Genomic DNA, 25,252 nt, shown 5'->3' on the forward strand with positions numbered 1-25,252 from the left:
GCCCGGATCTCGCGCGCCCAGTGATGCGCCGTGCCGCACGCCTCGATGCCGACAAGGCAGGGCGGCAGGCCTCGAAAGAAGGTCAGCACCTCGACCCGCTGCAGCTTTCGCCGTAGCACGGCCCGGCCAGCCTCATCCACGCCGTGCGCCTGGAACACGCGCTTGGCGATGTCCAAGCCGATGGTGGTAACCTGCATGCGGACGGTCCCTTCGCTCGCTGACCTCAACAGCCGCGAGCCTGGCACATCGATGCCGCTCAGGGGCCGTCCACCGCATCAGTTCATCCGCTCGGCGGTATAAGTGTCCATTTTTTACGTCCTCGACACTCGGCGCGAAAAGGTCACCAGAGATCACCAACCTGGGGCCACATCGTAGATGCCTACTTCCTCGTACCGACCGCTAACCAGCATGTGCTCGATGGAATGGAGCTCCTGCATCAAAGATGTCCGTTACACAACTCTAGATTGCAGACCTTAATCTTCCGAACGAGAGCACTTCGTGTCAGTTCTGAGAGACCACTTTCAAACATAAAAACACCCCATTGATTCACAACGAGAAACTTCGCCTAAATTGAGGGCAGGACGGGTCGAACCAGAACGACTGAACGCGATTCGTCAAAATTCTCATCCCTGAAACATCAGGCGATAACGAAACGACTTGGCAGACTCGCGCTATGGTTGTATTCATTAATCACGATCTCGTGAACGGAACCTCCCTCATGCGCGTCCTGCTCGTCGAAGATGACCTGACCACCTCTTGCGGGGTGACCCTCATGCTCAAGACCCAGGGCATGATGGTTGATGCCACCGACACCGGCGAAGAGGCCTTGGAGCTGGCCCGGCTCTACGAGTACGACATCGTGGTGCTCGACCTCATGCTGCCGGACATGGAGGGCTACGAGGTGGTCCGCCGCCTGCGCGCCGCCCGGAGTGCGACCCCGGTGCTGATTCTGTCGGGCCTCTCCCGTCCCGGCGCCAAGGTGCAGGGCTTCGGCTTCGGCGCCGACGACTTCCTCGTCAAGCCCTTCGACAACCAGGAACTCATCGCCCGCATCCAGGCCATCGTCCGGCGCGCCAAGGGCTTCGCCCAGCCCAGCATTTCGGTCGGGAGTCTTACCGTCGACCTCAGCGCTCACGCGGCGACCGTCGGTGGCAAGCCCGTCCACCTCACGGCCAAGGAGTACGCGATTCTTGAGCTCCTCACTCTCCGCAAGGGCGCGGTGATGACCAAGGAAGCCTTCCTCAACCACCTCTACAACGGCATGGACGAGCCGGAGGTCAAGATCATCGACGTCTTCATCTGCAAGCTCCGCAAGAAGCTCGTCCAGGCCGGTTGCGAGGACCTCATCGGAACCGTCTGGGGACGCGGGTACGTCCTGCGCGACCCGGCCCAAGGCATGATCCGCAGCCCGGCCGCTGGCACGATGCCGGCCTCTTACCAGCACGCCGCCTCTCAGGCCTCGCCTTGAGCAGCCAGCCAACCCTGCTCGAACGATCAGTGCTTGATGCACGATCGGCCAGGGACGCTCCCGGCTTTCAGATCGTCGTGGAGCGCCACGGCCATGGCGCCCAGGTCTGGCACTGGTACCTGCTCGACGAAGGAGCGCCCTCCCCGACAGCCGCGCCCCTGGCCGCCAGCAAACAAGGGTTCCGCAGTGCCGAGGAGGCCTACGACGCCGCGACGTCCCAGCTGAAGCAGTTGCAGCAAACCTCTTGATTGAGCCGCGCTACCGCGCTCGTTGGGCGTGGCAGGCACGTCAAACGGGGCCGGCGTGTTAGCCCGCCCGCATCGGGTGCACATTACGACTGATTGTGAGATCCGCACGATCATGCAGGAGGCCCGGTCGGGCCAGTAGGATGGTCGGCTACTTCATCAGCGGCCCTCCAGGGGAAGCACTTCGCGGTACCCCTCACGATCATATGCGAATGCGACGCTTCCTAATTGGATCAGCGTCGCGTACCGCTTATTGCAACCTCGATATGGAAGCGCGGAATGACCCAACTTCGCCGGCAGCTGCACCAGACGTCACCCAGCTCCGTGAGCAACAGCCAGGACCGTTGGTTCCTGGTGTTCGACACAGAACAGTGCCTCCTGCACGTCGAGCACGTCTGGGAGAACGTGAAAGCCCGCCGAGGCGGCGCCCTGTACCAGGGCAACGTTCGCCTCGAGCTTGGCGAGTTCCTCAAGCAGAGCGGCCACGACCCGGTGAAGCGCGAACTCGAGCGCGTGCTAACGGGCGTCTTCGAGGAACAGTTCAGCGCCTAAGGCCGCCCTGCGCCGGCCCTGAGCACATGATCAGTCCAGACCGCATATCTTCTTGACATATGTCTCTCGTAATTGTGATTAACGGTCGGTTCCTGATCGATCGTCTGGATTCGGCAAATGCCTTTTGACGACCCGTACGCGTGCACCAACTCCTCAGGCGACCTCGATGCTGCCCAGGATCCGGTATGGACAATCGTCCTTATCCTCGTTGGTCGCGGCGCCCGCCCGGGGCAAGGAGGCACCTACTTCCTTCGGGCCGCCGATGCCGTGCACGCGTTGGCAGCGGCGCGAGTTCATTGGTTTAAGGACTATGGCGGTGACGGTTATAGTCCGGCACAGTTGATACCCGCTTTGATTTCGAAAAATGATTGCCGGGATGCCACTGCTTGCATGGCCGAGGCTCGTCGGGCAGAGGCGACGGGACAACTTGCCATGCTTACAACGGCAGCCCTGGGTGGCGAGGTTTCACAACTCGCTCGCTCACTCCATTGAAGGAAGACGCGATCTGGTCTGGTCGAGGCTACTCCTCTGAACTGCCAATCTTAAGGCCAGCCGCATCCTACCTCGGAGGCTGGCATCATCAGGCGAAGATGATGTCGCCCGCTTTGAGGGCGGTGAGGCCGGACAGGAAGATGGGAGTAGCTCGTCCCGGAGCTTGCCGTTAAAGCTCTCCACGTAGCCGTTCTCCCAAGGGCTTCCGGGCTCGATGAACGCTGTCTTAGCACCCACGCCGGTGATCCAGCCCTTCACGGCGTTGGCGGCGAACTCGGGCCTGTTGTCCGAACGAACATGACCCGGCACGCCGCGCAGGATGTTCAGGTCCGACAGCACGTCGATGACGTCAGCGGCCCTGAGTTGTCGGCCCACTCGGATGGCCAGGCGCTCGCGGGAGAACTCATCGACGACATTCAGCAGGCGGAACTTGTGCCCGTCCCGGGTGCGCCGGAGATCGTGCCCCAGGGCGTGGTGTAGGAGCGGTGCTCCTCAGCGGGCTGAGCCGCGGTGTCAGGCGGCCGCGGCGGGCAGGCTGATGGAGGCAGTATCGCTCACGGCGCCGATGGTCTCCAGCGTCGTGGTGCGGGAGCGCTGGGTGGCCCACTCGTCGGACTGTTCGAGGAGGAGTGCGCCAACGAGGCGGGTGATGGCGGCTTCGTTGGGAAAGATGCCCACCACGTCGGTGCGGCGCTTGATCTCGCCGTTGAGCCGCTCGATGGGGTTGGTGCTGTGCAGCTTGGCTCTGTGCTCGCGGGGAAAGTCCATGAAGGCGAGCACGTCCTCCTCGGCGGCATCCATCAGGGTGGCCAGCCGGGGCACCGTGGGGCGGAGCTGGTCGGCCACTTTGCGCCACTGGGCGTGGGCGGCCGGGGCATCGGCCTCGGCATAGGCGGTGCCGATCCAGGCGGAGACGATGCGGCGCTGGGTCTTGCCCGCGTGAGCAGCGGCGTTGCGGCCAAAATGCACGCGGCAGCGCTGCCATGTGGCCCTGAGCACCTTGGCCACCGCAGCCTTGAGACCTTCGTGGGCGTCGGAGATGACCAGCTTGACGCCGCGCAGCCCTCGGCGGGCGAGGCCGCGCAGGAAGTCGGTCCAGAAGGTCTCGGCCTCGGAGGCGCCGACCGCCATGCCGAGCACCTCGCGGCGGCCGTCGCTGTTCACCCCCACCGCGATGGTGACGGCCACCGGTTGGAGGCACTGCCTCCAACAGGCGGCCTGCCTCCCTGACCTTCACGTAGGTGGCGTCCAGCCACAGGTAGGGCCAGTCGCCCTCGATGGGGCGGGCCAGGAAGTCCTGCACCCGGCCATCGATCTCGCCGCACAGGCGGCTCACCTGGCTCTTGCTGATCCCCTCCAGCCCCATGGCCCGGACCAGGTCGTCCACTGAACGCGTCGAGATCCCCTGGACATAGGCCTCCTGGATGACCGCCGTCAGCGCCTTCTCCGCCAGCCGCCGGGGCTCCAGGAAAGCGGGGAAGTAGGAGCCGCGCCGGAGCTTCGGGATCCTGAGCTCCACCGTCCCGGCCCGGGTCTGCCAGTCGCGCTCCCGATAGCCGTTCCGCTGGTTCACCCGCTCGGCGCTGCGCTCGCCATGCCCAGCGCCGCAGACCCCCTCCGCATCCAGCTCCATCAGCCGATGGGCCGCAAAGCCGATCATCTCCCGCAGAAACGTCGCGTCAGAGCCCTTCTCCAGAAGCTCCCGAAGGGCAACTCTGTCGTTGGTCATCGTGGTCTCCATGGTTCAGGTCAGGTCTCGACAACCCAATCTTACCGAGGTTCACCGCGATGGCCGCCCTGACCCGGGCGGCCGCCTCCTACACCATCACCGGGGGCACGACCTGCGCCGGAGGCGGATCTGCACCTGACCAGTGCGCGGTTTCGCTGCATGAACCTCAAGAGGCGACTGGCCTCGGTGGATCTGGTGGATCGGCTGGACTGCCGGTGCGAAGGGCAGGGCGGCGAGGCGTCGGCGCCCTTGAGCCGCTGCCGTAAGCCTTGAACTTGGTTACCAGGACAGCCTACAGCGCGCTGCGTGCGATGACAGTGGAAATGGCGAATGTCTTGGGACGCGGTTCGCACGACAATATTGGAGGTCCTGCGTCCGAAGATCGAGCAAGCCGGCCTCTCGATAGCGACGTTTGGCGACCGGCACCTCATGGGTCTGGGCATTGTCGACTCTCTCGACCTGATGGCGACGGTCGCCGAAGTCGAGCGGAGGACCGGCACTGTCTTCGTGTGGGACATGTTCGACGCGGAGGAGGGCCTCAGCGTTTCCGCTCTCGCCAAGGCCTTCCAGGTGACGTGAGCGCGCCGCTGAGCCTCTGCCCTGAGCAGGCCGAGGGGGGCTGGTGAGGCGGCTTTTGCAACCACGCCAGCCCAGGCCATAAGGGCGATGATTTGCAGTCAGAGGAAGCTAGTTTTTGGCCCTCTCGGTAGGCTCATTGAAGCAGCCGAAAGGTTAACGAGGCCTTATGAGACCTGTGCGTGGATGTGTGTGGACCCGGCGCGACGTAGGCTGATTCACTGCTTGTGTAGACGAGGGTGACCCTCCCCCGTGTTGGTGGACACTTCAGATAAGCTCCTGCGGGAGCGAGGTGCCCTGATGACGAGCAAGACGCGACGGGAGTTCACGAAGGAGTTCAAGCGGGAGGCGGTGTTGTTGCTGGAGAGCAGCGGCCGCCCCTTGATGCAGGTGGCGAAGGAGTTTGGGATCCAGTCATCGATGCTGCGGAACTGGCGGGCGCGAAGTCATGGACTAGCTGGGTTGGCCGCAGGACAAGGGGGTACTGGCAAGGTAACGCTGCCCGCTTCACCGGAGCAGGCCGAGATTCGGCAGCTTCGGAGGGAGCTCGAGCGGGCTCAGATGGAGCGCGACATCCTAAAAAAAGCTATCGGCATCTTCTCGGGCCCGCCGAGATGAGGTTCCGTTTCATCGAGGACCATCGCGAGATGTTCCTTGTGCGGGTGATGTGCTCGGTCCTGGAGGTGAGCGCCAGCGGCTACTATGCGTGGAGGGGCCGGTCCGAGAGCATCCGCTCGCAGGCCAACCAGGCCTTGCTTGGGGACATCCGCCGTGTGCATGCCGAGAGCCGACGCCGCTACGGCAGTCCACGGGTCCATGCGGCCCTGCAAGCCGAGGGGCAGCGGGTGGGCCGCAACCGGGTGGCGCGCCTGATGCGGCAGCACGGCATCGGAGTACGGACCAAACGCCGCTTCCGGGTGACCACCGATAGCAAGCACAGCTTCCCCGTCGCCCCCAACCTTCTGGACCGCCAGTTCACCGCTTCCGGACCCAACAGGGTGTGGCTGGCGGACATGACGTACATTCCAACTGGTGAGGGCTGGCTGTATCTCGCCGTCGTGCTGGATCTCTTCTCACGCAAGGTGGTCGGCTGGGCCATGCGCGAGACCATGGCCCAGGAGCTGACGATCGCTGCCCTGCAGATGGCGATCACCAACCGCCGACCAGGTCCGGAACTGCTGCTGCACTCGGACCGCGGGAGCCAATACGCTGCGCAAGGCTACCGCCGCCTGCTCGCCAAGCACGGCATGCTCTGCTCCATGAGCCGAAAAGGCGATTGCTGGGACAACGCCCCCATGGAAAGCTTTTTCGGCAGCCTCAAGACCGAACTCGGGGAGGACGAGCCGTTCCCGACCCGACAAGCCGCAAGATCTGCCCTCTTCGCCTTCATCGAAGCCTTCTACAACCGAACCCGCCTCCACTCAGCGATCGGCTACAAAGCCCCAGCTGAAATGGAACAACTCGCCGCGGCCGCGTAGGCCGTAACCCCTGTCCACTCGTGCGGGGAAAGGTCANAGGCTACCGCCGCCTGCTCGCCAAGCACGGCATGCTCTGCTCCATGAGCCGAAAAGGCGATTGCTGGGACAACGCCCCCATGGAAAGCTTTTTCGGCAGCCTCAAGACCGAACTCGGGGAGGACGAGCCGTTCCCGACCCGACAAGCCGCAAGATCTGCCCTCTTCGCCTTCATCGAAGCCTTCTACAACCGAACCCGCCTCCACTCAGCGATCGGCTACAAAGCCCCAGCTGAAATGGAACAACTCGCCGCGGCCGCGTAGGCCGTAACCCCTGTCCACTCGTGCGGGGAAAGGTCATGTCATGCATGCTTCACACAGCTGAACTGCACAGACCCTAACGACGCCACGCGATGACGCCCGTGATACCGTCACGGATCCGCGCCGGCGCTTGCGCGGTCCCTGAAAGGCTCCATTGCCCATGCTCCGTCCTGTCATTGATCATGTCGTGATCAACGTGGCCCGAAACCTTGATAAAGCCGCTGAACAGTATGCGAAGCTCGGCTTCGCGCTCACGGAGCGCGGGCACCACTCGCTCGGTTCGAGCAACCACTTGGCGATCCTTGAGGAGGACTACCTAGAGTTGCTCGGTGTCGAGCCCGGCCGCGAGGCGGCACGCGTGGACTTTCTCCAGAACCCGACCGGCTTGGCTGGTCTGGTCTTCAAGCCACCGGCCGATGCCAGCTTTGCCACCTCCCTACGTGCGCGCGGCCTCCAAGTGGAGGAACCGCGCGAGTTCCACCGCCCCGTGCGCACTACAGACGGTGTGGCCGAGGCGCGCTTCCGCACGACCACGCTCTCGGACCCGCGCACAGCGAACGGCCGCGTCTTCTTCTGTCAACACTTCACGCCTGAACTCGTCTGGCGGGACGAGTGGCGACAGCACCCGAACGGAGCCACCGGCATTGCCGAGTTCGTGATTGCCGCGGCCGATCCTGAGCAGACCGCCACGCTTTATCGTGATCTCTTTGGCGAGGAGGCGGTCAAACCCACGAAGGGCGGCTTCGCCATTCCCGCCGATATGGCGTCCGTCCTCATCCTCACCCCGGCGGAGATAGCCGAGCGCTACCGCGGCACCGCACTCGTCCAGACGGATGCCACCGACCGCATGGTCGCGCTCTCCATCCATGTGCGAGACCCGGCGGAAACCGGGCGCTTGCTTCAACACAGCCGCGTAGAGCGTCTCCTCGTCGAGGACGGCCGTGTGCTTGTCCCCGCCTCCGGCGCCGCCGGGCTGGCGTTGGCTTTTATTAGCTGACCGGCGCCGGGTGTGCGATGGCGGAGTCGCCCATCCTCCATCAGCCTGCGACGGATAGCACCCTTGGCATGGTTCATGCCCCTTCCCAACCCTAGCTTCCCGGAGTTCCGTCATGTCCACCCGGCGCGTTGTCCTGGCATCCCTCCCGGCCTTCCTGGCCGCCATGCAGACCACCCGCGAGGCCGCCGCCCAGGCCGTGCCCCGCCCCGGCGGCATTCTCACCGCCCATATGAGCGGCGAACAGCGCATTCTAAATCCCGCGCTCCGCGCCTCCACTGGCGTCTATGCCATCACCAGCAAGATGATCGAGGCGCTGGTCGACCTTGATGCGACCGGAAAGCCCGTACCCGTCCTTGCCACAAGCTGGGAGAGCACGCCCGATGGCCGCACCGTCACCTTCCGCCTGCGCGAGGGGGTGACTTGGCACGACGGCAAACCATTCTCCTCGGCAGACGTGCAGTACAACGCGATGGAGCTTTGGAAGAAGCACCTCAACTACGGCACCCAGCTGCAGCAATACTTGGATGCCGTGGGCACCCCCGACCCGCACACGGCAGTGTTCCGCTACGCCCGCCCCATGCCGCTGGACCTGCTGCTGCGCGCCCTCTGCGACCTTGGCTACGTCGTGCCGCGCCACCTTTTCGAGGGCACAAACGTGCTTGAGAACCCGGCCAACACAGCCCCGGTTGGCACCGGGCCCTTTAAGTTCGTGCAGTATGAGCGCGGGCAGTACGTCATCGCCGAGCGCAACCTCAGCCACTGGCGCGGCGCCCCTCCACTCGACCGGATTGTCTGGCGCTTCATCACTGACCGCAGCGCCGCCACCGCCGCCATTGAGACGGGGCAGGTCCAGGTCTCCACCTACAACGGCATCGGCCTCGCCGATCTCGACCGCCTCGGCAAGGACCCGCGCTTCACCGTCACCACCCACGGCTCCGAGGCGAACGCCTTCAACAACACGCTCGAGTTCAACCACCGCCGGCGGGAGCTCGCGGACGTCCGGGTGCGTCGCGCGATCGCCCACGCGATCGACGTGCCCTTCTTTATCGAGAACTTCCTCTACGGCCAGGGCAAGCCCGCCGCGGGCCCCATCCCCTCCACCTCCGCCGCTTTCTTCCCGGCCGATGCCAAGCCGCCCTATGCCTTCGACAAGCGCCGCGCAGAAGCCCTGCTGGACGAGGCGGGCTTCCGCCGCGGCGCTGGCGGCGTCCGCTTCGCGCTCCGCCTCGTGCCCATCCCGAACGGGGAGGACGTGCCGTTGCTCGCCACCTTCGTCCAGCAGTCGCTCCAGGCGGTCGGGATCCGGGTCGAGATCGTGAACTACGACGCCGCCGGCGCGCTGACCGCTGTCTACCGCGACTGGAACTTCGACCTCGCGACGGGCTGGCACCAGTACCGCGGCGACCCTGCGGTCTCGACCACTGTCTGGTACCGCTCGGGCAGCCCCAAGGGTGCGCCCTGGACCAACCAGTGGGGCTGGCAGTCGGACAAGGTGGACGCCCTCACAGACCAGGCCGCCTCCGAGACAGACCCAGCGAAGCGCAAGGCGCTCTACGCCGAGTGGCTCCACGCCGTGAACGAGGAGCTGCCGATCTGGATGGCCATCGAGCGCGAGTTCCAGACGATCATCAGCAAGCGCGTGGGTAACGCCCTGAACACGCCGCGCTGGGGGTCCGCCGACTGGCACGACACCACCCTGGCCCCGGGCTGAGCCGTGCGACTCCTCGCCCTCGCGTCGCGCCGACTGCTCGCCAGCCTGCCGACTCTGCTGCTCGTCCTCGTCGGCCTCTTCCTCCTCCTCCAGCTCGCCCCCGGCGACACGGTGGACGCGCTCACGGCGCAGATCGGCGGCGGGGACCCGGCGATGATGGAGCAGCTCCGCCAGTTTTACGGCCTCGACGTCTCCGTCCCCATCCAGCTCGGCCGCTACCTCTGGCGGCTGGTGCAGCTCGACCTCGGCTTCTCCAGCATCTACGGCAAGCCGGTCGCTAGCGTGATCCTGGAGCGCCTGCCGGTCACGCTGCTGCTGATGCTCTCCTCCCTTCTGCTGGCTATCGCCGCTGGCACCGCCCTCGGCATCCTGGCAGCCCGCCGCGTGCATCGCTGGCCCGACACGCTCATCTCCACCCTCGGCCTCGTCTTCTACGCCACGCCGTCCTTCTGGTTCGGGCTGATGAGCATCGTGTTATTCTCCATTTATCTCGGCTGGCTGCCCCCGGGTGGCTTCGAGGAGATCGGCGGCGGCCTGACCGGCCTCGCCCGCGCGATGGACATCGCCACCCACATGCTCCTGCCAACCGTAACCCTCGCGCTCATCTTCCTCGCCATCTACCTGCGCATCATGCGCGCCTCTATGCTCGAGGTGATGACCCTGGACTACGTCCGCACGGCGCGCGCCAAGGGACTGGGCGAGGCTGGCGTCCTCCTGCGCCACGCTCTCCGCAATGCGCTCCTCCCCATGGTTACGCTCATCGGGCTCCAGGCCGGCACGCTGCTCGGCGGCGCCGTCGTGGTGGAGAGCGTCTTCGCCCTGCCGGGTCTCGGCCGCCTAGCCTACGACGCCGTGACACAGCGGGACCTGAACACGCTACTCGGCATCGTCTTCGTTTCGGCCCTGCTGGTGATCGCCGTGAACCTCGTGGTGGACCTCCTCTACGCGCGGCTGGATCCCCGCATCGGAGGGCGCGCGTGAGCACGCTCGGCCGCTTCCTCCGCAACCCCGCCGGGCTGATCGGCCTGTTGCTCCTCCTCCTCGTGGTGGCCGCGGCCCTCTCAGCCCCCTCCCTCTACCCCGACGATCCCCTCCGCCTTGCGGGCCGTCCCCTCCAGTGGCCTCTGACCAATCCGCGCTTCCCGCTCGGCACCGACAACACCGGGCGCGACATCGCGGCGGAGATCCTGCACGGCGCGCGCATCTCGCTCGCAATCGGGCTGGTTGCCACCCTCCTCTCGGTCACCATCGGGATCGCTGTCGGCGCCCTCGCGGGCTACTACGGCGGCTGGGTGGACGACGCGCTGATGCGCATTGCCGAGATGTTCCAGATCCTGCCGAACTTCCTTCTCCTCCTGGTCCTCGTCGCCGTTTTCGGCTCCGAGATCGGTACGGTGACACTGGCGATCGGGCTCGTCTCCTGGCCCGCCTCGGCGCGCCTCACCCGCGCCGAGTTCCTGACGCTCCGCCAGCGCGAGTTCATCGAGGCCTGCCGGACTCTCGGCATGCGCGACGCGCAGATCATCCTGCGGGAGATCCTGCCCAACGCCCTGCCGCCCGTGATCGTCTACGCGGGTGTGGTGATGGCGACAGCCATCCTGCTGGAGAGCGCCCTGGCCTTCCTCAACCTGTCTGACCCCAATGTCCCCTCCTGGGGCAACCTCATCGGGGCGGGCCGTGCCGTGCTCCGGGTCCAGTGGTACGTCTCGGCCATCCCGGGGCTCGCCATCCTCGTCACCGTCCTCGCCGTCTCCCTCGTCGGGCAGGGACTGAACGACGCGCTGAATCCCCGGCTGAGGGGCAGGCCATGACCGCCTTGCTGGCGATTCGCGACCTTACGGTGCGCTTGCCCCCCAGGGGCGACCGGGACTTTGCGCTGCAGGGCGTCTCGCTCTCGCTCGATCGCGGGGAGATCCTCTGCGTGGTTGGCGAGAGCGGGTCGGGGAAGTCGCTGCTGGCCGGCACCATCATGCGCCTGCTGCCCCCCGGCATCGCGGTGGCCGGCGGTAACCTGCGTTTGGCGGGCGAGGATCTGCTAGCCTTACCGGAGGCGGCGATGCGGCGGATCCGGGGCGCCCGTATCGCCATGATTTTCCAGGAGCCGATGACGGCGCTGAATCCGCTCCGCCGCATCGGCGACCAGATCGGCGAGATGTTCCGCATCCACACGCGCCTGTCCCGGGCCGCGATCGAGGAGCGCGCCCTCGCCCTGCTGACCGAGGTCCGGCTGCCCGACCCGCGCGCGGCCCTGCAGGCCTACCCCCACGAGCTGTCCGGCGGCCAGCGCCAGCGCGCCATGATCGCCATGGCCCTCGCGCTCGAGCCCGACGTCATCGTCGCCGACGAGCCGACGACGGCGCTCGACGTGACCACCCAGGCCCAGATCCTCGCCCTCGTCCGCGACCTCCAGCGGCGGCGCGGCACCGCCGTGCTCTTCATCACCCACGACTTCGGCGTGGTGGCGGAGATCGCGGACCGCGTCGCCGTGATGCAGCACGGCCGCCTCGTCGAGAGCGGCACCGCCGACGCCGTCCTGAACCGTCCCGGCCACCCCTACACCCGCAGCCTCATCGCCGCCGTGCCCCCGCTGCACGCGGCCCCGCGCCCCCCCCTGCCGCCCGGCACCCCGGCCGTCCTGCGGATCGAGGGCGTCTCCAAGACTTACCGCCGCAGCGGCTGGTTCGGCCGGGGCGGCCCGGAGACCCGCGCGGTCGCCGACGTCACGCTTTCCCTGCCCCGCGGCGGCACCCTCGGCATCGTGGGCGAGAGCGGCTCCGGCAAGTCCACCCTCGCGCGCTGCGTGATGCGCCTGCTGCGGCCCGAGACGGGCCGCATCCGCCTCGGCGACACCGAGCTCCTCTCCCTGCCCGCGACCGCGTGGCGGCGGGAGACGCACCGCATTCAGATGGTCTTCCAGGACCCCTACGCCTCCCTCAACCCGCGGCGCCGCGCGGGCGACCTCGTGGCGCAGGGACCCATCCTCCACGGCGTCCCGCGGGCCGAGGCGATGGCGCGCGCCCGCGCGCTCTTCGAGCTCGTCGGCCTGAGCCCCGACTCCCTCGGCCGCTTCCCGCACGAGTTCTCCGGCGGCCAGCGGCAACGGATCGGCCTCGCCCGCGCCCTCGCGCTCCGTCCCGAGGTGCTCGTGGCGGACGAGGCCGTCTCGGCGCTCGACGTCTCCGTCCAGGCGCAGGTCCTACGCCTCCTCGCGGACCTGCAGAAGCGGCTCGGCCTGTCACTGCTCTTCATCACCCACGACCTACGCGTCGCCGCGCAGATCTGCGACCGCATCGCCGTTATGCGCGACGGCCACGTGGTGGAGGAGGGAACGGCCGAGCAGGTCTTCGGCGCCCCGCGCAACGAGTACACGCGTACCCTTCTCGCCTCGGTGCCGGGCCAAGCGTGGGTTCCGCCGGTGGTTGCCGAACTGGCCTGAACGGAGCCTTTGGCGGTGCACCCGGCATGACCACGAGAGGGCTTCGGCCAGTCGGCAGAGGCGCAATCAGGCCGCGTGCCGGCCTTCCGTAGACCCGCCAGCCCAGCCGAGCGCCGGCGCCACCACTTCGGCTACGAGCTCAATAGACCGGAGGATGGCCTCGTGCGGCGGATCGACAGAATGCACCTGCACCGCGAGATCCGTCGCGCGGGTGAGCGTCGTATCTGCCCGCAGGGAGGCGATCACCGCCTCCGGCGTACCGGCATGCACGTCCTGGGCAGCGATCATGGCCTCCGCCGAGGCGGCCGGGGGCGTTCGGCCCAGCCGGATGATCCGGTCACGGGCCCGGCCCAGACCGCTCAAAGCCAGCCGCCGCGCCACCGCCGCGTCCTCTGCCACGAAGACGGTCCGCGACGCGAGGATGCGCGGCTCGGTCCCCTCGGGAAGAGCCGCAAGATAGGCGTCGATCATTGGTACCTGGATACCGTCGAGTGAGAGGCCTTGCGCGTCGACAGGGCGGGGCTGCGTGCGCGAGAGAAGTAGCCCGTCGCCGGCGAGCCCCGCGCGGCGGGCGCCCTCCGTCCCGAAGCTCGCTTGCCAGACGCGGGCGCTGAGCGAGGCGTTGGCGGGATAGAGCCGGTCGCCGCCCGGCAGCGGCTGGCCGGACCAAGCCTCGCGCAGGAAGGCTAGGTTCCGCTCTGTGAGGACGCCGCGATCGGCCGCGTCCAAGTCGAAAGCCCGAAAGGCCGTGAAGGTCCCGCCCGGCCCCACCCCAAACTCGAGCCGACCGCCGGACATCAAGTCGAGAACGCTCGCATCCTCGGCTACCCGGATCGGGCTCTCCAGCGGCAGCGTCACGATGCCGGTGCCGAGACGGATGCGCGAGGTCTGGGCCGCGACATAGGAGAGAAAGACGAGCGGAGCGGGCAGCCCGCCCTCCGAACCGTCGAAGTGATGTTGTGCGACCCAGGCTGAGTCGAAGCCGCAGCGCTCGGCGTGCACAATCTGCGCGGCAGCAAAGTGGTAACGCTCCGCGGGTTCGGCCTCGTCGAGCACGCGGGTGAAGAAGCCGAGCCGCTTGAGCGTCATGCCGTTAACTGTCCCCGCTGTGCCTTCGCCATCCTGCCTTAACGTAATGCGCCCGCAAACGCGCGAGTCGAAGACACGGATCTTGCCGGCCCTCACCAGCCTGCCGGTAGTCATCCCGATTCAAGGCTTTGACAAGTGTTTTGACCAGAGGACGGGCTTGGCTGCGTGCCTGAGGCGACAACAGCATCAGGAAGCTGCGCAGACCTTTGGGATGCGGTGGCGGCAGTCGGCATTGGCTTTGTACGGCATGGCGGGCGCCTTACGAGCCATCGAGGGTCAGCCCTTACGCCAGCCTACCCGAGGATGCCACCCTCGCCACCATCTGGGCTGCACTCCAGGAGTACTGCGCCGAGCCATCCAAGCGCGGTTAGGCGACCTGAGGAAGCGCCTTCATCGCGGGATCACATCTGTGCCGTTGGTACTTCGCCGCTCGGCGGCAGGAAGAGCATCAGGTAGGGTACCAAGTAGGGGCGCCGGTTAGCTCGTCGATGTCGAAGGCTTTTGTCCCGCTCCAATGAAGTAAGCGATCGGGATCTCGAGCCCTTGCGGGCCACGATGGGCCTCGGCGCGACGCGCGATCACCTCGCGCGCCTGGGACTGGGTGGCGGCGTCCTGAGCTGCAATAGCCGCCGCAGTGACCGCCATCCCGCCCATGCCTGCCTGCCACAGCGCCTCAACGTTTGGCATCGAGTAGGTGGTGCGGTGTGCCACTACCTGCACGCCCTCAAGCGCAGCGCCTCGCAGCAGCCCGGCGAAAGCCTCCGGATCGGAGAAGCGCATCGTGTCATGGCCCTGCGGCACCTCGGGCGGAGGCGGCAACCCCAGTTCGGCGATTGCCTCGCGGAACAGCCCTTGTACCCGCTGCCGCACGGGCTGATCCCACCAGCTGAAGGCGAGCACGCCACCCGGCGCGAGCACGCGCACGCACTCGGCCAGCGCCACCTCGGGCGCCGGGAAATGGCCGAGCCCGAAGTTGCAGAGCACCGCATCGAAGGCGCTGTCAGGGAAGGGAAGGGCGACTACCTCGGCCACCTTGAACTCGACTTTCGGGTAGGCCCGCTGCGCCAGCGCGACCATGCCCGGGGCGACGTCCACGCCCGTAACAGCTGCACCGCGGGCCTGGGCGGCCGCAGCAGCCACTCCCGGTCCGGTCGCCACGTCCAGCACCTGCCGTCCCTCAGTGATCTGTGCGACGTCGAGCAACGGCTTAAGCGCGAGAGCGGTTAACGGGGCGAAGTGCTTTGCGTAGGCTGTGGCGATGCGGTCGTGGGCCGCTCGCTCGAAGGCCGTGAAGGCCCGCACGTCGAGTGCCATCCGGCTACCCTCCACCGCTTGCTTCCGAGGCTCGCACGCCCCGTGCGCCGGGCTCAAGCAGGATCGTTCCTGCGCCCTCGCAGGAGCCATCGGTATGCGGGTGCCATGATGAGCGGCCCGATGTAGAGGGGGATCTGATAGAGGCCGAAGAACACCGCCACCCGTGCGTCGGCCCCGGTCGGCAGCACAGCGAGGTAGAGGACCATGCTGCGGAAGCCGCTCAGCATGCCCGCGGTCGCGGCGACCCGGACGCCGAAGGGTAGGAGGACGATCGCCGTCGCCAGGTTCAATCCGGCCGTCGCAGCGCAGGCGACGAGCGTTGCCTCTACCACCCAGGCCGGCTCAGCTAGGAGCCGCGCACCGACCCCGTCCATGACACCAAAGCCGAGGGCGACGAGCAACCATACCGTGAGCCCGTCAAGGGCCGGTCCTAGCGCCTCCAGCCGAGGCGCTCCAGCCAGCCGGCGGACAAGCAGCGAGAGCAGGAGTGGCACCAACACCACCGTCCCGAGACGGGCGGAGAACGCTTTCATGCTGATCGCCAGGCCCACCCCCGTCAAAGCCCATGCGATCAGTGGTGCGGTAACAGGCACCAGCAGAGTGCCGGCGAGCGCACCCAGTAGAGCAATCTCCGCATCAAGGCCGAGCAGCCGAGCGTAAGCCGGTGCAGAGATGATCGCCGAGTCGGTAGCGAAGATGACAACAGCGTCGGCGATGCTGGTGTCGAGCGGGAGTTCCCGCACCAACGCCCAGACAAGGACGGGACAGGCCACCATCTGAACAGCGAGGATTGCGGCGAGCCGGCCCGGGCGGTGTAACTGCGCGAGTGTCGCCGGAACGTCCACGCGCAGCAGCACCAGCGTGCTCAGCCCGACCACCACGACAGGGACCATGCCGCGCAGCGCGTGGGCGGTGGGAGGCAGCATGACGCCACCAACAATGGCGATTGCGAGCAGCGCCTTCCCGACGCTTGCTGAGACGGTGAGTAGGCGTACCAGCGAGACCCAAACCATCACAGGCTGTTTTCCACCACACTCGTGATGTCACCCTTGATCGGCCAGGGGCGCATCCACAAACGGCAAACGCTTCGCGTTTGTGATGTCCTAGTACCTTGCTGGGGACGAGGTGATTTGACTGGAGCGTAAGATGCGGGGCTGTTCATCACAGGCACAAGGATTTTCATCCAGGGACCTGCCTGTTTGGCACGGCATAGCGCACACGCCGCTAACTTCACGAGTGGGCTCAAGGATGAGTAAGGCCTATCATCGTGCCGAAGGGGCAGGGAGGGGGCGGTTGCCCCGATTTAAGACTTACCAAACCCGGAAGGTCACCGCCTGCTGCCTGAGAAGCCGTAGAGTTCCATTGGATTGTCCACCAGGATCCGGTGCCAGACTGGTGGGAAGGCCACCCAAGCCGCTCCGAGATCCAAGAGATCGGCATCGTTGGGTTTACGGTCGGGCGTCTGTGTCGGGTGTGGCCAGTCGCTGCCCCAGAGAAGGCGTTCCGGCGCGGCTTGCGCAAGCGCAGAGGTCACCCGGCCTGCATCCTCGTAGGTGGGTGGCCCCGCGCGGCTACGGATGTAGGGACCAGAGATTTTGACCCAGGTGCTTCCACGGTCGAGCAGCCGGCGGACTACACCGAAGGCGGCGCTTCCCAGACCCGTCGGGTGCGGCACCTGACCCAGGTGGTCCAGGACCAAGCGGCAGGGTAGCCGGGTCAAGGCCGGCTCCAGCGCGACGAGCTGAGCTTCGGATGCATTAAGCTGCACGTGCCATCCCAACGTGGCAAGACGGCGTCCGAGCGGCTCCACCACCTCGGCCGTCAGCACGCCGGGCATGACAAGGTTGAAGCGGACGCCCCGCACGCCCGCCGCGTCGAGCCGCCGGAGGGCTGCTTCCGGGATGTCTGGCTCCACCACCGCGACCATCCGGTACTGCTTCGGTCCCAATACCTCCATGGCGGGGAGGTGGCGGGCATTGTCGGTTCCATAAGCTGAAGGCTGCACCAGCACGCCGCGCGAGACGCCTAGGCGGCGCCGGAGGGCGAGGTAGTCCTCCTCGAGCGCATCTGGATGGTGCGGGGTACCCGGGCGGGAGGGAACCTGCGAGTCGTAGATGTGGAAATGGCAGTCTGTGGCGCCGGGCGGCACCGGTGTTGCCGGTGGCTCACTCCCTGCCGACCATGGGGCGAGCGCCGCCTCGGGCGTCGCCATCAATCGAGCGTCGCGCCGGACTGGCGTACGAGCTGCGCCCACATAGGTCGCTCCCTTGCCGCCCGCGCCGCGGCCTCCTGCGGCGTGGTGCCGAGGATGCGGTTGCCCGTGGGACGAAAGCGCGCCTGCACGGCCGGGTCGGCCGCGGCGTCCCGCATGGCCTCGGACAGCCGCTGCACCACGGGGCCGGGCGTGCCCGCAGGCACGGTGAGGGCGCCCCAGGAGGTCACGACAAAGTCCTGGACTCCAGCCTCGGCCATGGTGGGCACGTCAGGCAGGTCGAGTGAGTGCTCGGCCGAGGTGACGGCCAGCGCCCGCAGTTTGCCGCCGCGCAGGTTGGCGAGCGCGGTCGGCACGTTGTCGACGACGAACTGGATGTCGCCCCGCAGCATGGAGGTCAGTGCGTCCGCCCCGCCGCGAAAGGGAACGTGCGTGCCCTGAATACCTGTACGCCGGCACAGCATCTCGCCCGAGAGGTGAACGGTGGTGCCTACGCCCGAACTGCCGAAGGCTACGCCGTCGGGTCGGGCCTTCGCCCAGGTGACGAACTCCCGGAGGGTCTTGGAGGGGACGTGATCAACCGGCACCACGACGACGAGAGGCGCCTCCCAGCCGAGGGAGACCGGCATGAGGTCTTTCTGGGGGTCATAGGGCAGGTTGCGGTAGAGGTACTGGTTGATGGCGAGGCTGTTCACCGCGCTGGCACCCAGAGTGTAGCCGTCCGGCACGGCGTTGGTGACGGCGGCCGTGCCGATCGTGCCACCACCGCCGGTGCGGTTCTCCACGACGACGGACTGTCCCAGGCGCGCGCTCAGGGCCTCCGCGATCAGTCGACCGGCGAGGTCCACCGCACCCCCGGGCGGGTAGGCGACGATCAGGCGCAGGGGCCGCGCGGGCCAGGACTGCGCGCGCGCCGTGGCGGGCCGCGCGAGCAGGGCAGGGGCGGAGAGCAGGATGCGGCGCGCGATCATGGTTCCGGTATTTCCTTGCGTTCTCGTTCAGTCCGCCGGAAGCGACGGGAGGCGGTAGGTGCGGGTTGCGGTGCCGCTGAACAGCGCGGTTCTCTCCTCCGCCGAGGCCCGAGCGGCGAAGCGCTTGAAGGTGTTCCAGAGCACGACGTAGCCATAGCTTCCCTTGTCCACGGGAAAGTTGCTCTCGAACATGCAGCGCGCAGTGCCAAAGGCCTCGACGCAGGTCTCCAGGTAAGGATGCCAAGCCGCCGCCAGCTGCTCGGAGGTGGGCGGCCTGTCCTGACGTTCGAAGTCGAAGCCGCCCACCGCCATGCCGAGGCCGCCGAGCTTCATCACGACGTTCGGGCAGGCGGCGAGGCGGCGCATCCACCCGGTCCATTCCGCGAACACCTCCGCGCGCCGCCCGCGGTAAGGGCCTGCTCCGAGTGGCCCGCCACAATGGTCGAGCACCACCGTCAGGTCGGGCAGGGCTCGGGCTAGGGCCAGCACCTCGTCGAGCTGGGTGTGGTAGGCCCAGACGTCGAGCGACAGCCCGTGCTCGGAGAGGCGCGCGGCTCCCCGGCGGAAGACGGGCTCGGAAAGCAGGCCTCGCTGGGACGGCACGGGGTTCGAGTTGATCTCTGGCGCTGCGTGCCAGGCCGTCTGGTTCCGCACCCCGCGGAAACGCTCCCCGCCGGCCCGAAGGTGCCGCTCCAGCAGGGGGACGACGCCGTCGCCCAGCATCAGGTCCACCATGCCGACGATCCCCGCGCAGGCGCGGATCGGGCCGTAGAGGCCGCTCGCGCTGCGGGCCGCGACCCCGTTGGCGAACTCCGTCTCGCCGAGGCTGCAGGCCTCATCCGGCCCCTCGGCGCGGTACATGGAGCGCGCCTGGACGTAGACCGTGGCCCGCACGTCGTGTCCGCCGCCCGTGTCGCGCAGCAGCTCGTCCAGCAGGTAGCGGGAACCCGGACGGTCCCAGAGGTGGTGGTGCGCGTCCACGATCGGCAGGCCAGGATCGATGATCTCCTCCTTAACCCGCGCCAGCCAGTCCTCGCGCACCGGCAGGTGCGGCAAGGCGTTTGCCGTTCCCATCACAAGGTCCGCCCTTCCTACTCCAGCCGGATGCCTGCCTCGCGTACGAAGCCCTGCCAGCGCTGGCTCTGCGCCGCGAAGAAGGCAGCGAACTCCTCGGGCGAGTTGCGCTCGGCCTGAAGGTCCTGGCTCCGAAGCTTCTCGGCCACGTCCGGCCTGGCGAGCGCCTCATTCAGCAGCTTGTTGAGCCGCACTACCACGGCCGGGGAGGTACCCTTGGGAAGGAAGACGCCGTTCCACTCGTAGGTCTCGAAGCCCGGGAGCAGGTCCGAGACCGGTGGAACATCCGGCAGCGAGGTGAGCCGCCCCTTGCCGGTATGGGCGAGGGCTCGGAGCTTGCCCTCCTTTACGAAGGCCACTGGCGCGTTGGCGTTGCCGAAGTAGAGGTCCACCGTGCCCGTCATCAGGTCGGTGTAGATGGGCGCGCCCCCACGGTAGGGGACGTGGTTGACCGGCATGCCCGTCTGGCGCGCGAAGAGCTCCATGGAGAGGTGCTGGATGGAGCCAATGCCGGCCGAGGCGCCGTTGATGCCGCGCTTCTCCTTGGCATAGGCGATCAGCTCCGCGAGCGTCCGGACCGGCAGGCTTGCCGGCACCAGCACGAACTGCGGCACGGTAACGGTGCGGAAGACCGGGATGAAGTCCCTCCCAGCATCGTAAGGCAGGTTGCTGAAGAGGGCCTTCTCGACCGAGAGGCCGGTCGAGCCGTGCATGACGGTGTAGCCGTCCGGTGTGGATTGCGCGAAGGCGGCCGCACCGATCGTGCCCGTGGCACCCGGACGGTTCTCGATCACGAAGGGCTTGCCGGTGCCTTGCGAGAGCGCGTTGAAGAACAGGCGCCCGACGATGTCGGCCGTGCCGCCGGGCGGCCAGGGCAGGATGACGCGCACGGGCCGCTCGGGCCAGCTGCCGTTCTGCGCGCGTGCGAGGCGGCCGGACAGGGCCAGCGCGGGGGCTGCGAGCAAAAGGGCGCGGCGGGAAGGGATCACTGCTGCCACGGTGTCTTCTCCCAGATCTGGCGGTAGCGAGCCTCCTGGGCGGGCATCTGCGCCTCCCACTCGGCGCCCGGCAGGTAGGCCATGGGCAGCTCGAGCTGCCGCGCCTTCTCGGTCCACTCGGGCTTGGCGACGACGCGCGCGATTGCCTCCTGCAGGCGCAGCGCGATCTCGTCCGGCACGCCGCGCGGGGCGGCGATGCCGCGCTCGCTCGTCATGACCACGTCGTAGCCCGCCTCGCGGAAGGTCGGCACCTCCGGCATCAGGTCCCAGCGGTGCTCGCCCATGCCGGCGAGCGGCCGGAGCGCGGGCTTGTCCTGGCCGAGCATGCCGATCTCGCCGAGGTTCAGCCCGGCGACGTCGATGTGGCGCGCCAGCGCGGCGTTCTTGACCAGCCCCGCCCCCGCGTAGGGCGCGTGGATGAACTCGGTGCCCGTGGCCGCCTGGAAGAGGGTGAGGCCGAGATGGTCGTCCGTGCCGACGCCCGAGGACCCGACGCTGATCTCGCCCGGGCGGCGCTTCGCGTCCGCCACGAGGTCGGCCAGGGTCCGGTAGGGTGAGTCCTGGTGCACGACGAAGGCGGTCGGGTCATCCACGAGGCGCGCGATGGCGCGGAGCTTGGCGCGGTCGTAGCGCACGCGCCGCTCGATGGGCACGGAGAGGTAGCCGGGGGTGTTGATGCCGCCGATGGTGAAGCCGTCCGGCCGCGCGGCCTGCAGCGCGGCGTAGGCCGTCTCGCCGCCCGCGCCCGGGCGGTTGCTGATGACGAAGTTGGCGCCGGGCAGCTCGGCGGCCAGGAACAGCGCGAGGGCGCGCAGCATCACGTCGGTGCCGCCGCCGGGCGCGAAGCCCACCACGATCTCAATGGGCCGCCCGGTGGGCCAGGCGGCCTGCGCCAGGGCGGGACGGGCCAGCGGCGCGGTGGCGACCGCCGCACCGGCTGCCAGCAGGCGGCGGCGCCCAGGATTTGGTCGTGTTGTCATTCTCGTTTCCTCCTTCTCTGTGTCGTTGGTGTTGTTCAGGCGGCCCGCGTCAGGGTGGTGCCGCCGTCGCGCTGACCCTCGCGGATCGCGGCCAGTAGCGCCTGGGCGGGGTGGCGCAGCGCCAAGCCGTCCAGGCGCTTCACCTGAGAGCGGCAGGAGTAGCCGGTGGCCAGCACCTCGCCCGCGCCCCGGACCTGCGGCGCCCAGCTCAGGGCGTAGAGATGCCCGGACATCGCCCGGTGCTCGGCCTCGTGCCCGTAGGTGCCGGCCATGCCGCAGCAGCCGGCGGGCGGCACCTCCAGCGACAGGCCGTGCCGGGCGAAGACGGCGCGCCACTCGCGCGCGGCAGCCGGGGCGTTGGTGCGCTCCGTGCAGTGCAGGAGAAGGCAGTAGGCGCCTGGTTCGGTGGCGAACGGCGCCTCGCTGCCCTGGCCGGACAGCCACTCCTGCAGCAGCAGTACAGGCGGGGCGGCGAGGCCCGTCTCCTTGTACTCGGCGCGGTAGGTGAGCGTCATGGACGGGTCGATCCCAACCAGCGGGACCCCGGCTTCCGCGAGCGCGCCGAGCGTCGCCGCGTTCGCCGCCGCCGCCTTCCCGAAGGCACCCAGAAATCCGTGCACGTGCAGCGGCTTGCCGTTGGGCCGGAAGGGCGCGACCCAGGGCCGCGCGCCGAGGGCGAGTGCCAAGTCCAGCACGTCGAGCAGGAGGCGCGTCTCGTTGAAGCTCGTGAAGGCGTCCTGCACGAAGACCACGGCGCGGGCGCGGTCCTCTTCCGAAAGAGCGCGCAGCGCCGCCGGTTCGGCGGGGGCGATGCCACGGGCAGCAAGCTCCGCCCCCAGATCGATGCCGGAGACGGGCGGGCTGTCCACGAGGCCGAGGGCGCGCAGCGCCGCGCGGCCGGGCGCGCTTCCGATGGCGAGGTTGTAGAGGCGCGGGGCGCGCGCCGCGAGCGGCAGCAGGCCCTCCGCCCGTGCGACGAGGTGGTGGCGCGGCGGGCGGAGGTAGCGACCGTGGTAGAGTTCCAGGAACTTCGCGCGGAAGCCCGGCACGTCCACCTTGATGGGGCAGCCGCCGGTGCAGGACTTGCAGGCGAGGCAGCCGTCCATTGCCTCTTTTACGCCGTGCGAGAAGTCCGCCTCGCCGCGCCACCGCGCGAGCGTATTCCGCAGGCGCGTCAGGAAGCCGCGCAGGGGAGGGGAGGCGCGCAGCGCGCGGGCCTCCGCGACCGGATCCACCCCGGCCTCGCTCAGCCGCCGCAGCCATTCCCGCACCAGCATCGCGCGGCCCTTGGGCGAGTGCCGCCGCTCACGCGTGCCCTTCCAGGACGGGCACATCGCGTCGTCGGTATCCCAGTTGAAGCAGGCGCCGTTGCCGTTGCAGTGCAACGCCGTGTCGTAGGGCGCGCGCACCGCAGCGGGGATGGCGCGGTCGGCCGCGCCCCGCGTGGGCACGCCGTCCACCCGCAGCAACGCCCCGCCCTCCGGGGGGGTGGCGATCTTGCCAGGGTTGAGCTGGTTGTGCGGGTCGAAGGCGCCCTTCACGGCCTGCACCAGCGGGTAGAGCGGGCCGAAGAAGCGCGGCGAGTACTCGGAGCGCACGCCCTTGCCGTGCTCGCCCCAGAGCAGGCCGCCGTAGCGCTGCGTGAGCGCGGCGACCGCGTCGGAGACCTCGCGGATAAGGCGCTCCTGCGCCGGGTCCTTCATGTCGATGGCGGGGCGGACGTGCAGCACGCCCGCGTCCACGTGCCCGAACATGCCGTAGTCCAGCCCGGACCCGTCCAGCAGCGCGCGGAACTCGGCGATGTAGTCGGCCAGGCGCTCGGGCGGGACGGCGGTGTCCTCGACGAAGGCGATGGGGCGCCGCTCGCCCGCCATGTTGCCGAGCAGGCCGACGGCGCGCTTGCGCATGTCCCAGACGCGGCCCACCGCGGCCTCGCCCCGGGCGACCGTGTAGCCCAGGCGGTGCCCGGCGAAGCCCTCGGCGTCCAGCATCGCGGTCAGCCGGCCGAGCGCGGCCTCGACCCCTTCCGCGGCGTCGCCGACGAACTCCACCAGCAGCACGCCGCGCGTCGGGCGCTCGATGGCTTCGGGGAAGAAGGACCGCACGCCCTCCCACACGATGTCCCCCTGCGCGAGGGCGAGGACCTTGCTGTCCACCGTCTCGACGGAGGCGGCGCCGAAGGCCATCAGCGCGCCGGCGTCGCGCAGTGCCGCGTCGAAGCTGTCGTAGCGCAGGTTCACCAGCGCGACGTGGCGGGGGATGGGCAGGATGTTCAGCGTGGCTTCCGTCACCACGCCGAGGGTGCCCTCCGCGCCGCAGATCACGCTGTTCAGGTCGAAGCGGCCCGCCGCGTCCCGGATATGGACGAGATCGTAGCCGGTGAGGCAGCGGCTGAGCTTGGGGAAGCCCGCCTCGATCTCGGCGGCGTGTTCGCGCTGGATGGCGTCGACGGCCCGGTGAACGGCGCCCACCAGATCCATGTGGCGCTGGACGGTGCGCAGCGCCTCCTCCAGAGGGGCGGAGTCCCAGGCCGTGCCGTCGGTCAGCACGGTGGTCAGCCCCAGCACGTGGTCCCGCGTCTTACCGTAGAGGCAGGAGCCCTGGCCGGAGGCGTCGGTCGCGATCATCCCGCCGACCGTCGCGCGGTTGGAGGTGGAGAGCTCCGGCGCGAAGAACAGGCCGTGCGGGGCGAGCGCCGCGTTGAGCTGGTCCTTCACCACGCCGGCCTGCACGCGCACGCGCCGCGCGTCCGCGTCGATCTCGAGGACGCGGTTCATGTGGCGCGACAAGTCGAGCACGATCCCGGTCGTCAGCGACTGCCCGTTGGTGCCCGTGCCGCCGCCGCGCGGCGCCAGCACCACCGAGCGGAAACGCTCCTCCGCCATGAGGCGCATAGCGCGGGAGACGTCCGTCGTATCCTGCGGGAAGAGCACGGCCTGGGGCGGGACGCGGTAGATGGAGTTGTCGGTCGCAAAGACCATCCGGTCCGCGTCGCCCGAGGCGATCTCGCCCCTGAACCCGGCCGCCCGGAGCGCGTCTAGGAAGGCGCGGGTGAGCGCCTCCGCTGGAGGCGCCGCGGGGATGCGCGGGATCATGCGCGGTTCCGCCGCGCCGTCAGACCGCCGGCGCGAGCTCGGCCGGCAGGCCGCCGGGGACGACAACGGCACCCTCCAGCGCGGGCAGGCGCCCGGCCAGAACGGCGATGATGCTTTCGGCGGCGCCGCAGGCCATGCCGGTCGCGCCGCGCGGCGTGTTGGCGGCCAGGTGCGGCGTGGCGACGACGCGCGGGTGGCTGCGGAAGGGGTTTTCGGCCTCCAGCGGCTCCTTCGCGAAGACGTCCACGCCGGCCCAGCTCAGATGGCCGGAATCAAGGGCGGCGAGCAGGGCGTCCTGGTCCACGATGCCGCCGCGGGCGGTGTGGACGAGGATGGCGCCCTTGGGCAGCAGCGCCAGCTCCGCCGCGCCGATCAGGCCGCGCGTCGCCGGCTCCAGCGGGAGGTGCAGGGAGAGCACCTCGGACTGGCGCAGCAGGTCGGGCAGCGTCTCCACCCGCTCGGCCGGGCCGGGCAGCGGGCCGGTGGGCAGGAGGGGGTCGTGGGCGATCACGCGCATGCCGAAGGCGGCGGCCAGGCGG

At 68.5% G+C, this 25,252-nt stretch carries 21 protein-coding genes and 3 pseudogenes; 11 read left to right on the forward strand and 13 right to left on the reverse strand.

Going from position 1 to position 25,252, the window contains the following annotated elements; genetic code table 11:
- Positions 1 to 197, reverse strand: a pseudogene (locus EAH89_RS28545) (IS110 family transposase); the annotation flags it as partial.
- A gap of 521 nt (positions 198 to 718) precedes the next feature.
- Here EAH89_RS28545 and ctrA point away from each other — a divergent pair.
- The 3 genes from ctrA to EAH89_RS28560 all read left to right on the forward strand — a co-directional run bounded on the left by ctrA (position 719) and on the right by EAH89_RS28560 (position 2,265).
- A complete protein-coding gene (gene ctrA / locus EAH89_RS28550) occupies positions 719 to 1,468 on the forward strand; it encodes a response regulator transcription factor CtrA (RefSeq protein ID WP_140887100.1) in 750 nt (249 codons plus the stop codon).
- Complete coding sequence (locus EAH89_RS28555) at positions 1,465 to 1,716, forward strand: hypothetical protein (RefSeq protein ID WP_140887101.1); 252 nt, start codon at positions 1,465 to 1,467, stop codon at positions 1,714 to 1,716. The genes ctrA and EAH89_RS28555 overlap by 4 nt, the downstream gene beginning before the upstream one ends.
- Positions 1,717 to 1,992: 276 nt before the next feature.
- The gene (locus EAH89_RS28560) at positions 1,993 to 2,265 is read left to right on the forward strand and encodes a hypothetical protein (RefSeq protein ID WP_161993819.1); all 273 of its coding nucleotides are present in this window, start codon (positions 1,993 to 1,995) and stop codon (positions 2,263 to 2,265) included.
- A gap of 636 nt (positions 2,266 to 2,901) precedes the next feature.
- Here the strand turns inward: EAH89_RS28560 and EAH89_RS28565 are convergent.
- Together EAH89_RS28565 and EAH89_RS28570 are read right to left on the reverse strand one after the other, a co-directional pair.
- A pseudogene (locus EAH89_RS28565) lies at positions 2,902 to 3,207 on the reverse strand (DDE-type integrase/transposase/recombinase); the annotation flags it as partial.
- Positions 3,208 to 3,270: 63 nt separating this feature from the next.
- Positions 3,271 to 4,486 (reverse strand): annotated as a pseudogene (locus tag EAH89_RS28570) (IS256 family transposase).
- 330 nt (positions 4,487 to 4,816) lie between these two features.
- On the opposite strand from EAH89_RS28570, the gene EAH89_RS28575 reads away from it, so the two are divergent.
- The 8 genes from EAH89_RS28575 to EAH89_RS28610 all read left to right on the forward strand — a co-directional run bounded on the left by EAH89_RS28575 (position 4,817) and on the right by EAH89_RS28610 (position 12,980).
- On the forward strand, positions 4,817 to 5,065 hold the full coding sequence (locus EAH89_RS28575; protein ID WP_140887103.1) for a hypothetical protein: 249 nt from the start codon (positions 4,817 to 4,819) through the stop codon (positions 5,063 to 5,065).
- A gap of 297 nt (positions 5,066 to 5,362) precedes the next feature.
- Positions 5,363 to 6,540 (forward strand): IS3 family transposase gene (locus EAH89_RS28580; RefSeq protein ID WP_408906331.1). Its coding sequence is split into 2 segments (ribosomal slippage): positions 5,363 to 5,651 and positions 5,651 to 6,540, totalling 1,179 coding nucleotides; the frame shifts between segments, so codons are not numbered across the junction.
- 68 nt (positions 6,541 to 6,608) lie between these two features.
- On the forward strand, positions 6,609 to 6,839 hold the full coding sequence (locus tag EAH89_RS28585; RefSeq protein WP_456306542.1) for a transposase: 231 nt from the start codon (positions 6,609 to 6,611) through the stop codon (positions 6,837 to 6,839).
- A 157-nt stretch (positions 6,840 to 6,996) separates the two neighbouring features.
- Positions 6,997 to 7,833: a VOC family protein gene (locus EAH89_RS28590; protein ID WP_140887106.1), complete on the forward strand. Its 837-nt coding sequence runs from the start codon at positions 6,997 to 6,999 to the stop codon at positions 7,831 to 7,833.
- A 112-nt stretch (positions 7,834 to 7,945) separates the two neighbouring features.
- Positions 7,946 to 9,544 carry an ABC transporter substrate-binding protein gene (locus EAH89_RS28595; RefSeq protein WP_140887107.1) on the forward strand — a complete coding sequence of 533 codons (1,599 nt, stop codon included), beginning with the start codon at positions 7,946 to 7,948 and terminating at the stop codon, positions 9,542 to 9,544.
- 3 nt (positions 9,545 to 9,547) lie between these two features.
- On the forward strand, positions 9,548 to 10,525 hold the full coding sequence (locus tag EAH89_RS28600) for an ABC transporter permease (RefSeq protein ID WP_140887108.1): 978 nt from the start codon (positions 9,548 to 9,550) through the stop codon (positions 10,523 to 10,525).
- Complete coding sequence (locus EAH89_RS28605) at positions 10,522 to 11,355, forward strand: ABC transporter permease (RefSeq protein WP_140887109.1); 834 nt, start codon at positions 10,522 to 10,524, stop codon at positions 11,353 to 11,355. Before EAH89_RS28600 ends, EAH89_RS28605 begins: the two co-directional genes overlap by 4 nt.
- Positions 11,352 to 12,980 (forward strand): ABC transporter ATP-binding protein, encoded by a 1,629-nt coding sequence (locus tag EAH89_RS28610; protein WP_140887110.1) that lies wholly within the window; start codon positions 11,352 to 11,354, stop codon positions 12,978 to 12,980. The genes EAH89_RS28605 and EAH89_RS28610 overlap by 4 nt, the downstream gene beginning before the upstream one ends.
- 66 nt (positions 12,981 to 13,046) lie before the next feature.
- On the opposite strand, the gene EAH89_RS28615 is transcribed toward EAH89_RS28610, so the two are convergent.
- The 10 genes from EAH89_RS28615 to EAH89_RS28665 form a co-directional block, all read right to left on the reverse strand.
- A complete protein-coding gene (locus EAH89_RS28615; protein ID WP_140887111.1) occupies positions 13,047 to 14,069 on the reverse strand; it encodes a putative FMN-dependent luciferase-like monooxygenase in 1,023 nt (340 codons plus the stop codon).
- Positions 14,070 to 14,546: 477 nt separating this feature from the next.
- Positions 14,547 to 15,383, reverse strand: a complete 837-nt coding sequence (locus EAH89_RS28620; RefSeq protein ID WP_161993820.1) for a class I SAM-dependent methyltransferase — start codon at positions 15,381 to 15,383, stop codon at positions 14,547 to 14,549.
- A 53-nt stretch (positions 15,384 to 15,436) separates the two neighbouring features.
- Entirely contained in the window at positions 15,437 to 16,396 is a 960-nt protein-coding gene (locus EAH89_RS31625; protein WP_161993821.1) for a hypothetical protein, read from the reverse strand.
- A 314-nt stretch (positions 16,397 to 16,710) separates the two neighbouring features.
- The gene (locus tag EAH89_RS28635; protein ID WP_140887115.1) at positions 16,711 to 17,595 is read right to left on the reverse strand and encodes an amidohydrolase family protein; all 885 of its coding nucleotides are present in this window, start codon (positions 17,593 to 17,595) and stop codon (positions 16,711 to 16,713) included.
- A complete protein-coding gene (locus tag EAH89_RS28640; protein WP_140887116.1) occupies positions 17,595 to 18,566 on the reverse strand; it encodes a Bug family tripartite tricarboxylate transporter substrate binding protein in 972 nt (323 codons plus the stop codon). Before EAH89_RS28640 ends, EAH89_RS28635 begins: the two co-directional genes overlap by 1 nt.
- Positions 18,567 to 18,593: 27 nt before the next feature.
- Positions 18,594 to 19,640, reverse strand: coding sequence for an amidohydrolase family protein (locus EAH89_RS28645; protein ID WP_140887117.1), 1,047 nt, complete (start codon positions 19,638 to 19,640; stop codon positions 18,594 to 18,596).
- Positions 19,641 to 19,657: 17 nt separating this feature from the next.
- A complete protein-coding gene (locus EAH89_RS28650) occupies positions 19,658 to 20,638 on the reverse strand; it encodes a Bug family tripartite tricarboxylate transporter substrate binding protein (RefSeq protein ID WP_161993822.1) in 981 nt (326 codons plus the stop codon).
- Positions 20,626 to 21,618 carry a tripartite tricarboxylate transporter substrate binding protein gene (locus tag EAH89_RS28655; protein WP_140887119.1) on the reverse strand — a complete coding sequence of 331 codons (993 nt, stop codon included), beginning with the start codon at positions 21,616 to 21,618 and terminating at the stop codon, positions 20,626 to 20,628. Before EAH89_RS28655 ends, EAH89_RS28650 begins: the two co-directional genes overlap by 13 nt.
- Positions 21,619 to 21,653: 35 nt before the next feature.
- Entirely contained in the window at positions 21,654 to 24,713 is a 3,060-nt protein-coding gene (gene ydiJ / locus EAH89_RS28660; RefSeq protein ID WP_140887120.1) for a D-2-hydroxyglutarate dehydrogenase YdiJ, read from the reverse strand.
- 19 nt (positions 24,714 to 24,732) lie between these two features.
- The coding region (locus EAH89_RS28665; RefSeq protein WP_277753906.1) for an NAD(P)-dependent oxidoreductase at positions 24,733 to 25,252 on the reverse strand (520 nt) is incomplete at its 5' end.

The sequence above is a fragment of the Muricoccus nepalensis genome, assembly GCF_006438825.1.
In the GTDB taxonomy this organism is placed as follows: domain Bacteria; phylum Pseudomonadota; class Alphaproteobacteria; order Acetobacterales; family Acetobacteraceae; genus Roseomonas; species Roseomonas nepalensis.

Coding starts and splice junctions, on each gene's coding strand:
- ctrA (WP_140887100.1), top strand. CDS start 719: ATGCGCGTCCTGCTCGTCGAAGATGACCTGACCACCTCTTGCGGGGTG.
- EAH89_RS28560 (WP_161993819.1), top strand. CDS start 1,993: ATGACCCAACTTCGCCGGCAGCTGCACCAGACGTCACCCAGCTCCGTG.
- EAH89_RS28575 (WP_140887103.1), top strand. CDS start 4,817: ATGTCTTGGGACGCGGTTCGCACGACAATATTGGAGGTCCTGCGTCCG.
- EAH89_RS28585 (WP_456306542.1), top strand. CDS start 6,609: ATGCTCTGCTCCATGAGCCGAAAAGGCGATTGCTGGGACAACGCCCCC.
- EAH89_RS28590 (WP_140887106.1), top strand. CDS start 6,997: ATGCTCCGTCCTGTCATTGATCATGTCGTGATCAACGTGGCCCGAAAC.
- EAH89_RS28595 (WP_140887107.1), top strand. CDS start 7,946: ATGTCCACCCGGCGCGTTGTCCTGGCATCCCTCCCGGCCTTCCTGGCC.
- EAH89_RS28610 (WP_140887110.1), top strand. CDS start 11,352: ATGACCGCCTTGCTGGCGATTCGCGACCTTACGGTGCGCTTGCCCCCC.
- EAH89_RS28615 (WP_140887111.1), bottom strand. CDS start 14,069: ATGACGCTCAAGCGGCTCGGCTTCTTCACCCGCGTGCTCGACGAGGCC.
- EAH89_RS28620 (WP_161993820.1), bottom strand. CDS start 15,383: ATGGCACTCGACGTGCGGGCCTTCACGGCCTTCGAGCGAGCGGCCCAC.
- EAH89_RS31625 (WP_161993821.1), bottom strand. CDS start 16,396: ATGGTTTGGGTCTCGCTGGTACGCCTACTCACCGTCTCAGCAAGCGTC.
- EAH89_RS28635 (WP_140887115.1), bottom strand. CDS start 17,595: ATGGCGACGCCCGAGGCGGCGCTCGCCCCATGGTCGGCAGGGAGTGAG.
- EAH89_RS28640 (WP_140887116.1), bottom strand. CDS start 18,566: ATGATCGCGCGCCGCATCCTGCTCTCCGCCCCTGCCCTGCTCGCGCGG.
- EAH89_RS28645 (WP_140887117.1), bottom strand. CDS start 19,640: ATGGGAACGGCAAACGCCTTGCCGCACCTGCCGGTGCGCGAGGACTGG.
- EAH89_RS28655 (WP_140887119.1), bottom strand. CDS start 21,618: ATGACAACACGACCAAATCCTGGGCGCCGCCGCCTGCTGGCAGCCGGT.
- ydiJ (WP_140887120.1), bottom strand. CDS start 24,713: ATGATCCCGCGCATCCCCGCGGCGCCTCCAGCGGAGGCGCTCACCCGC.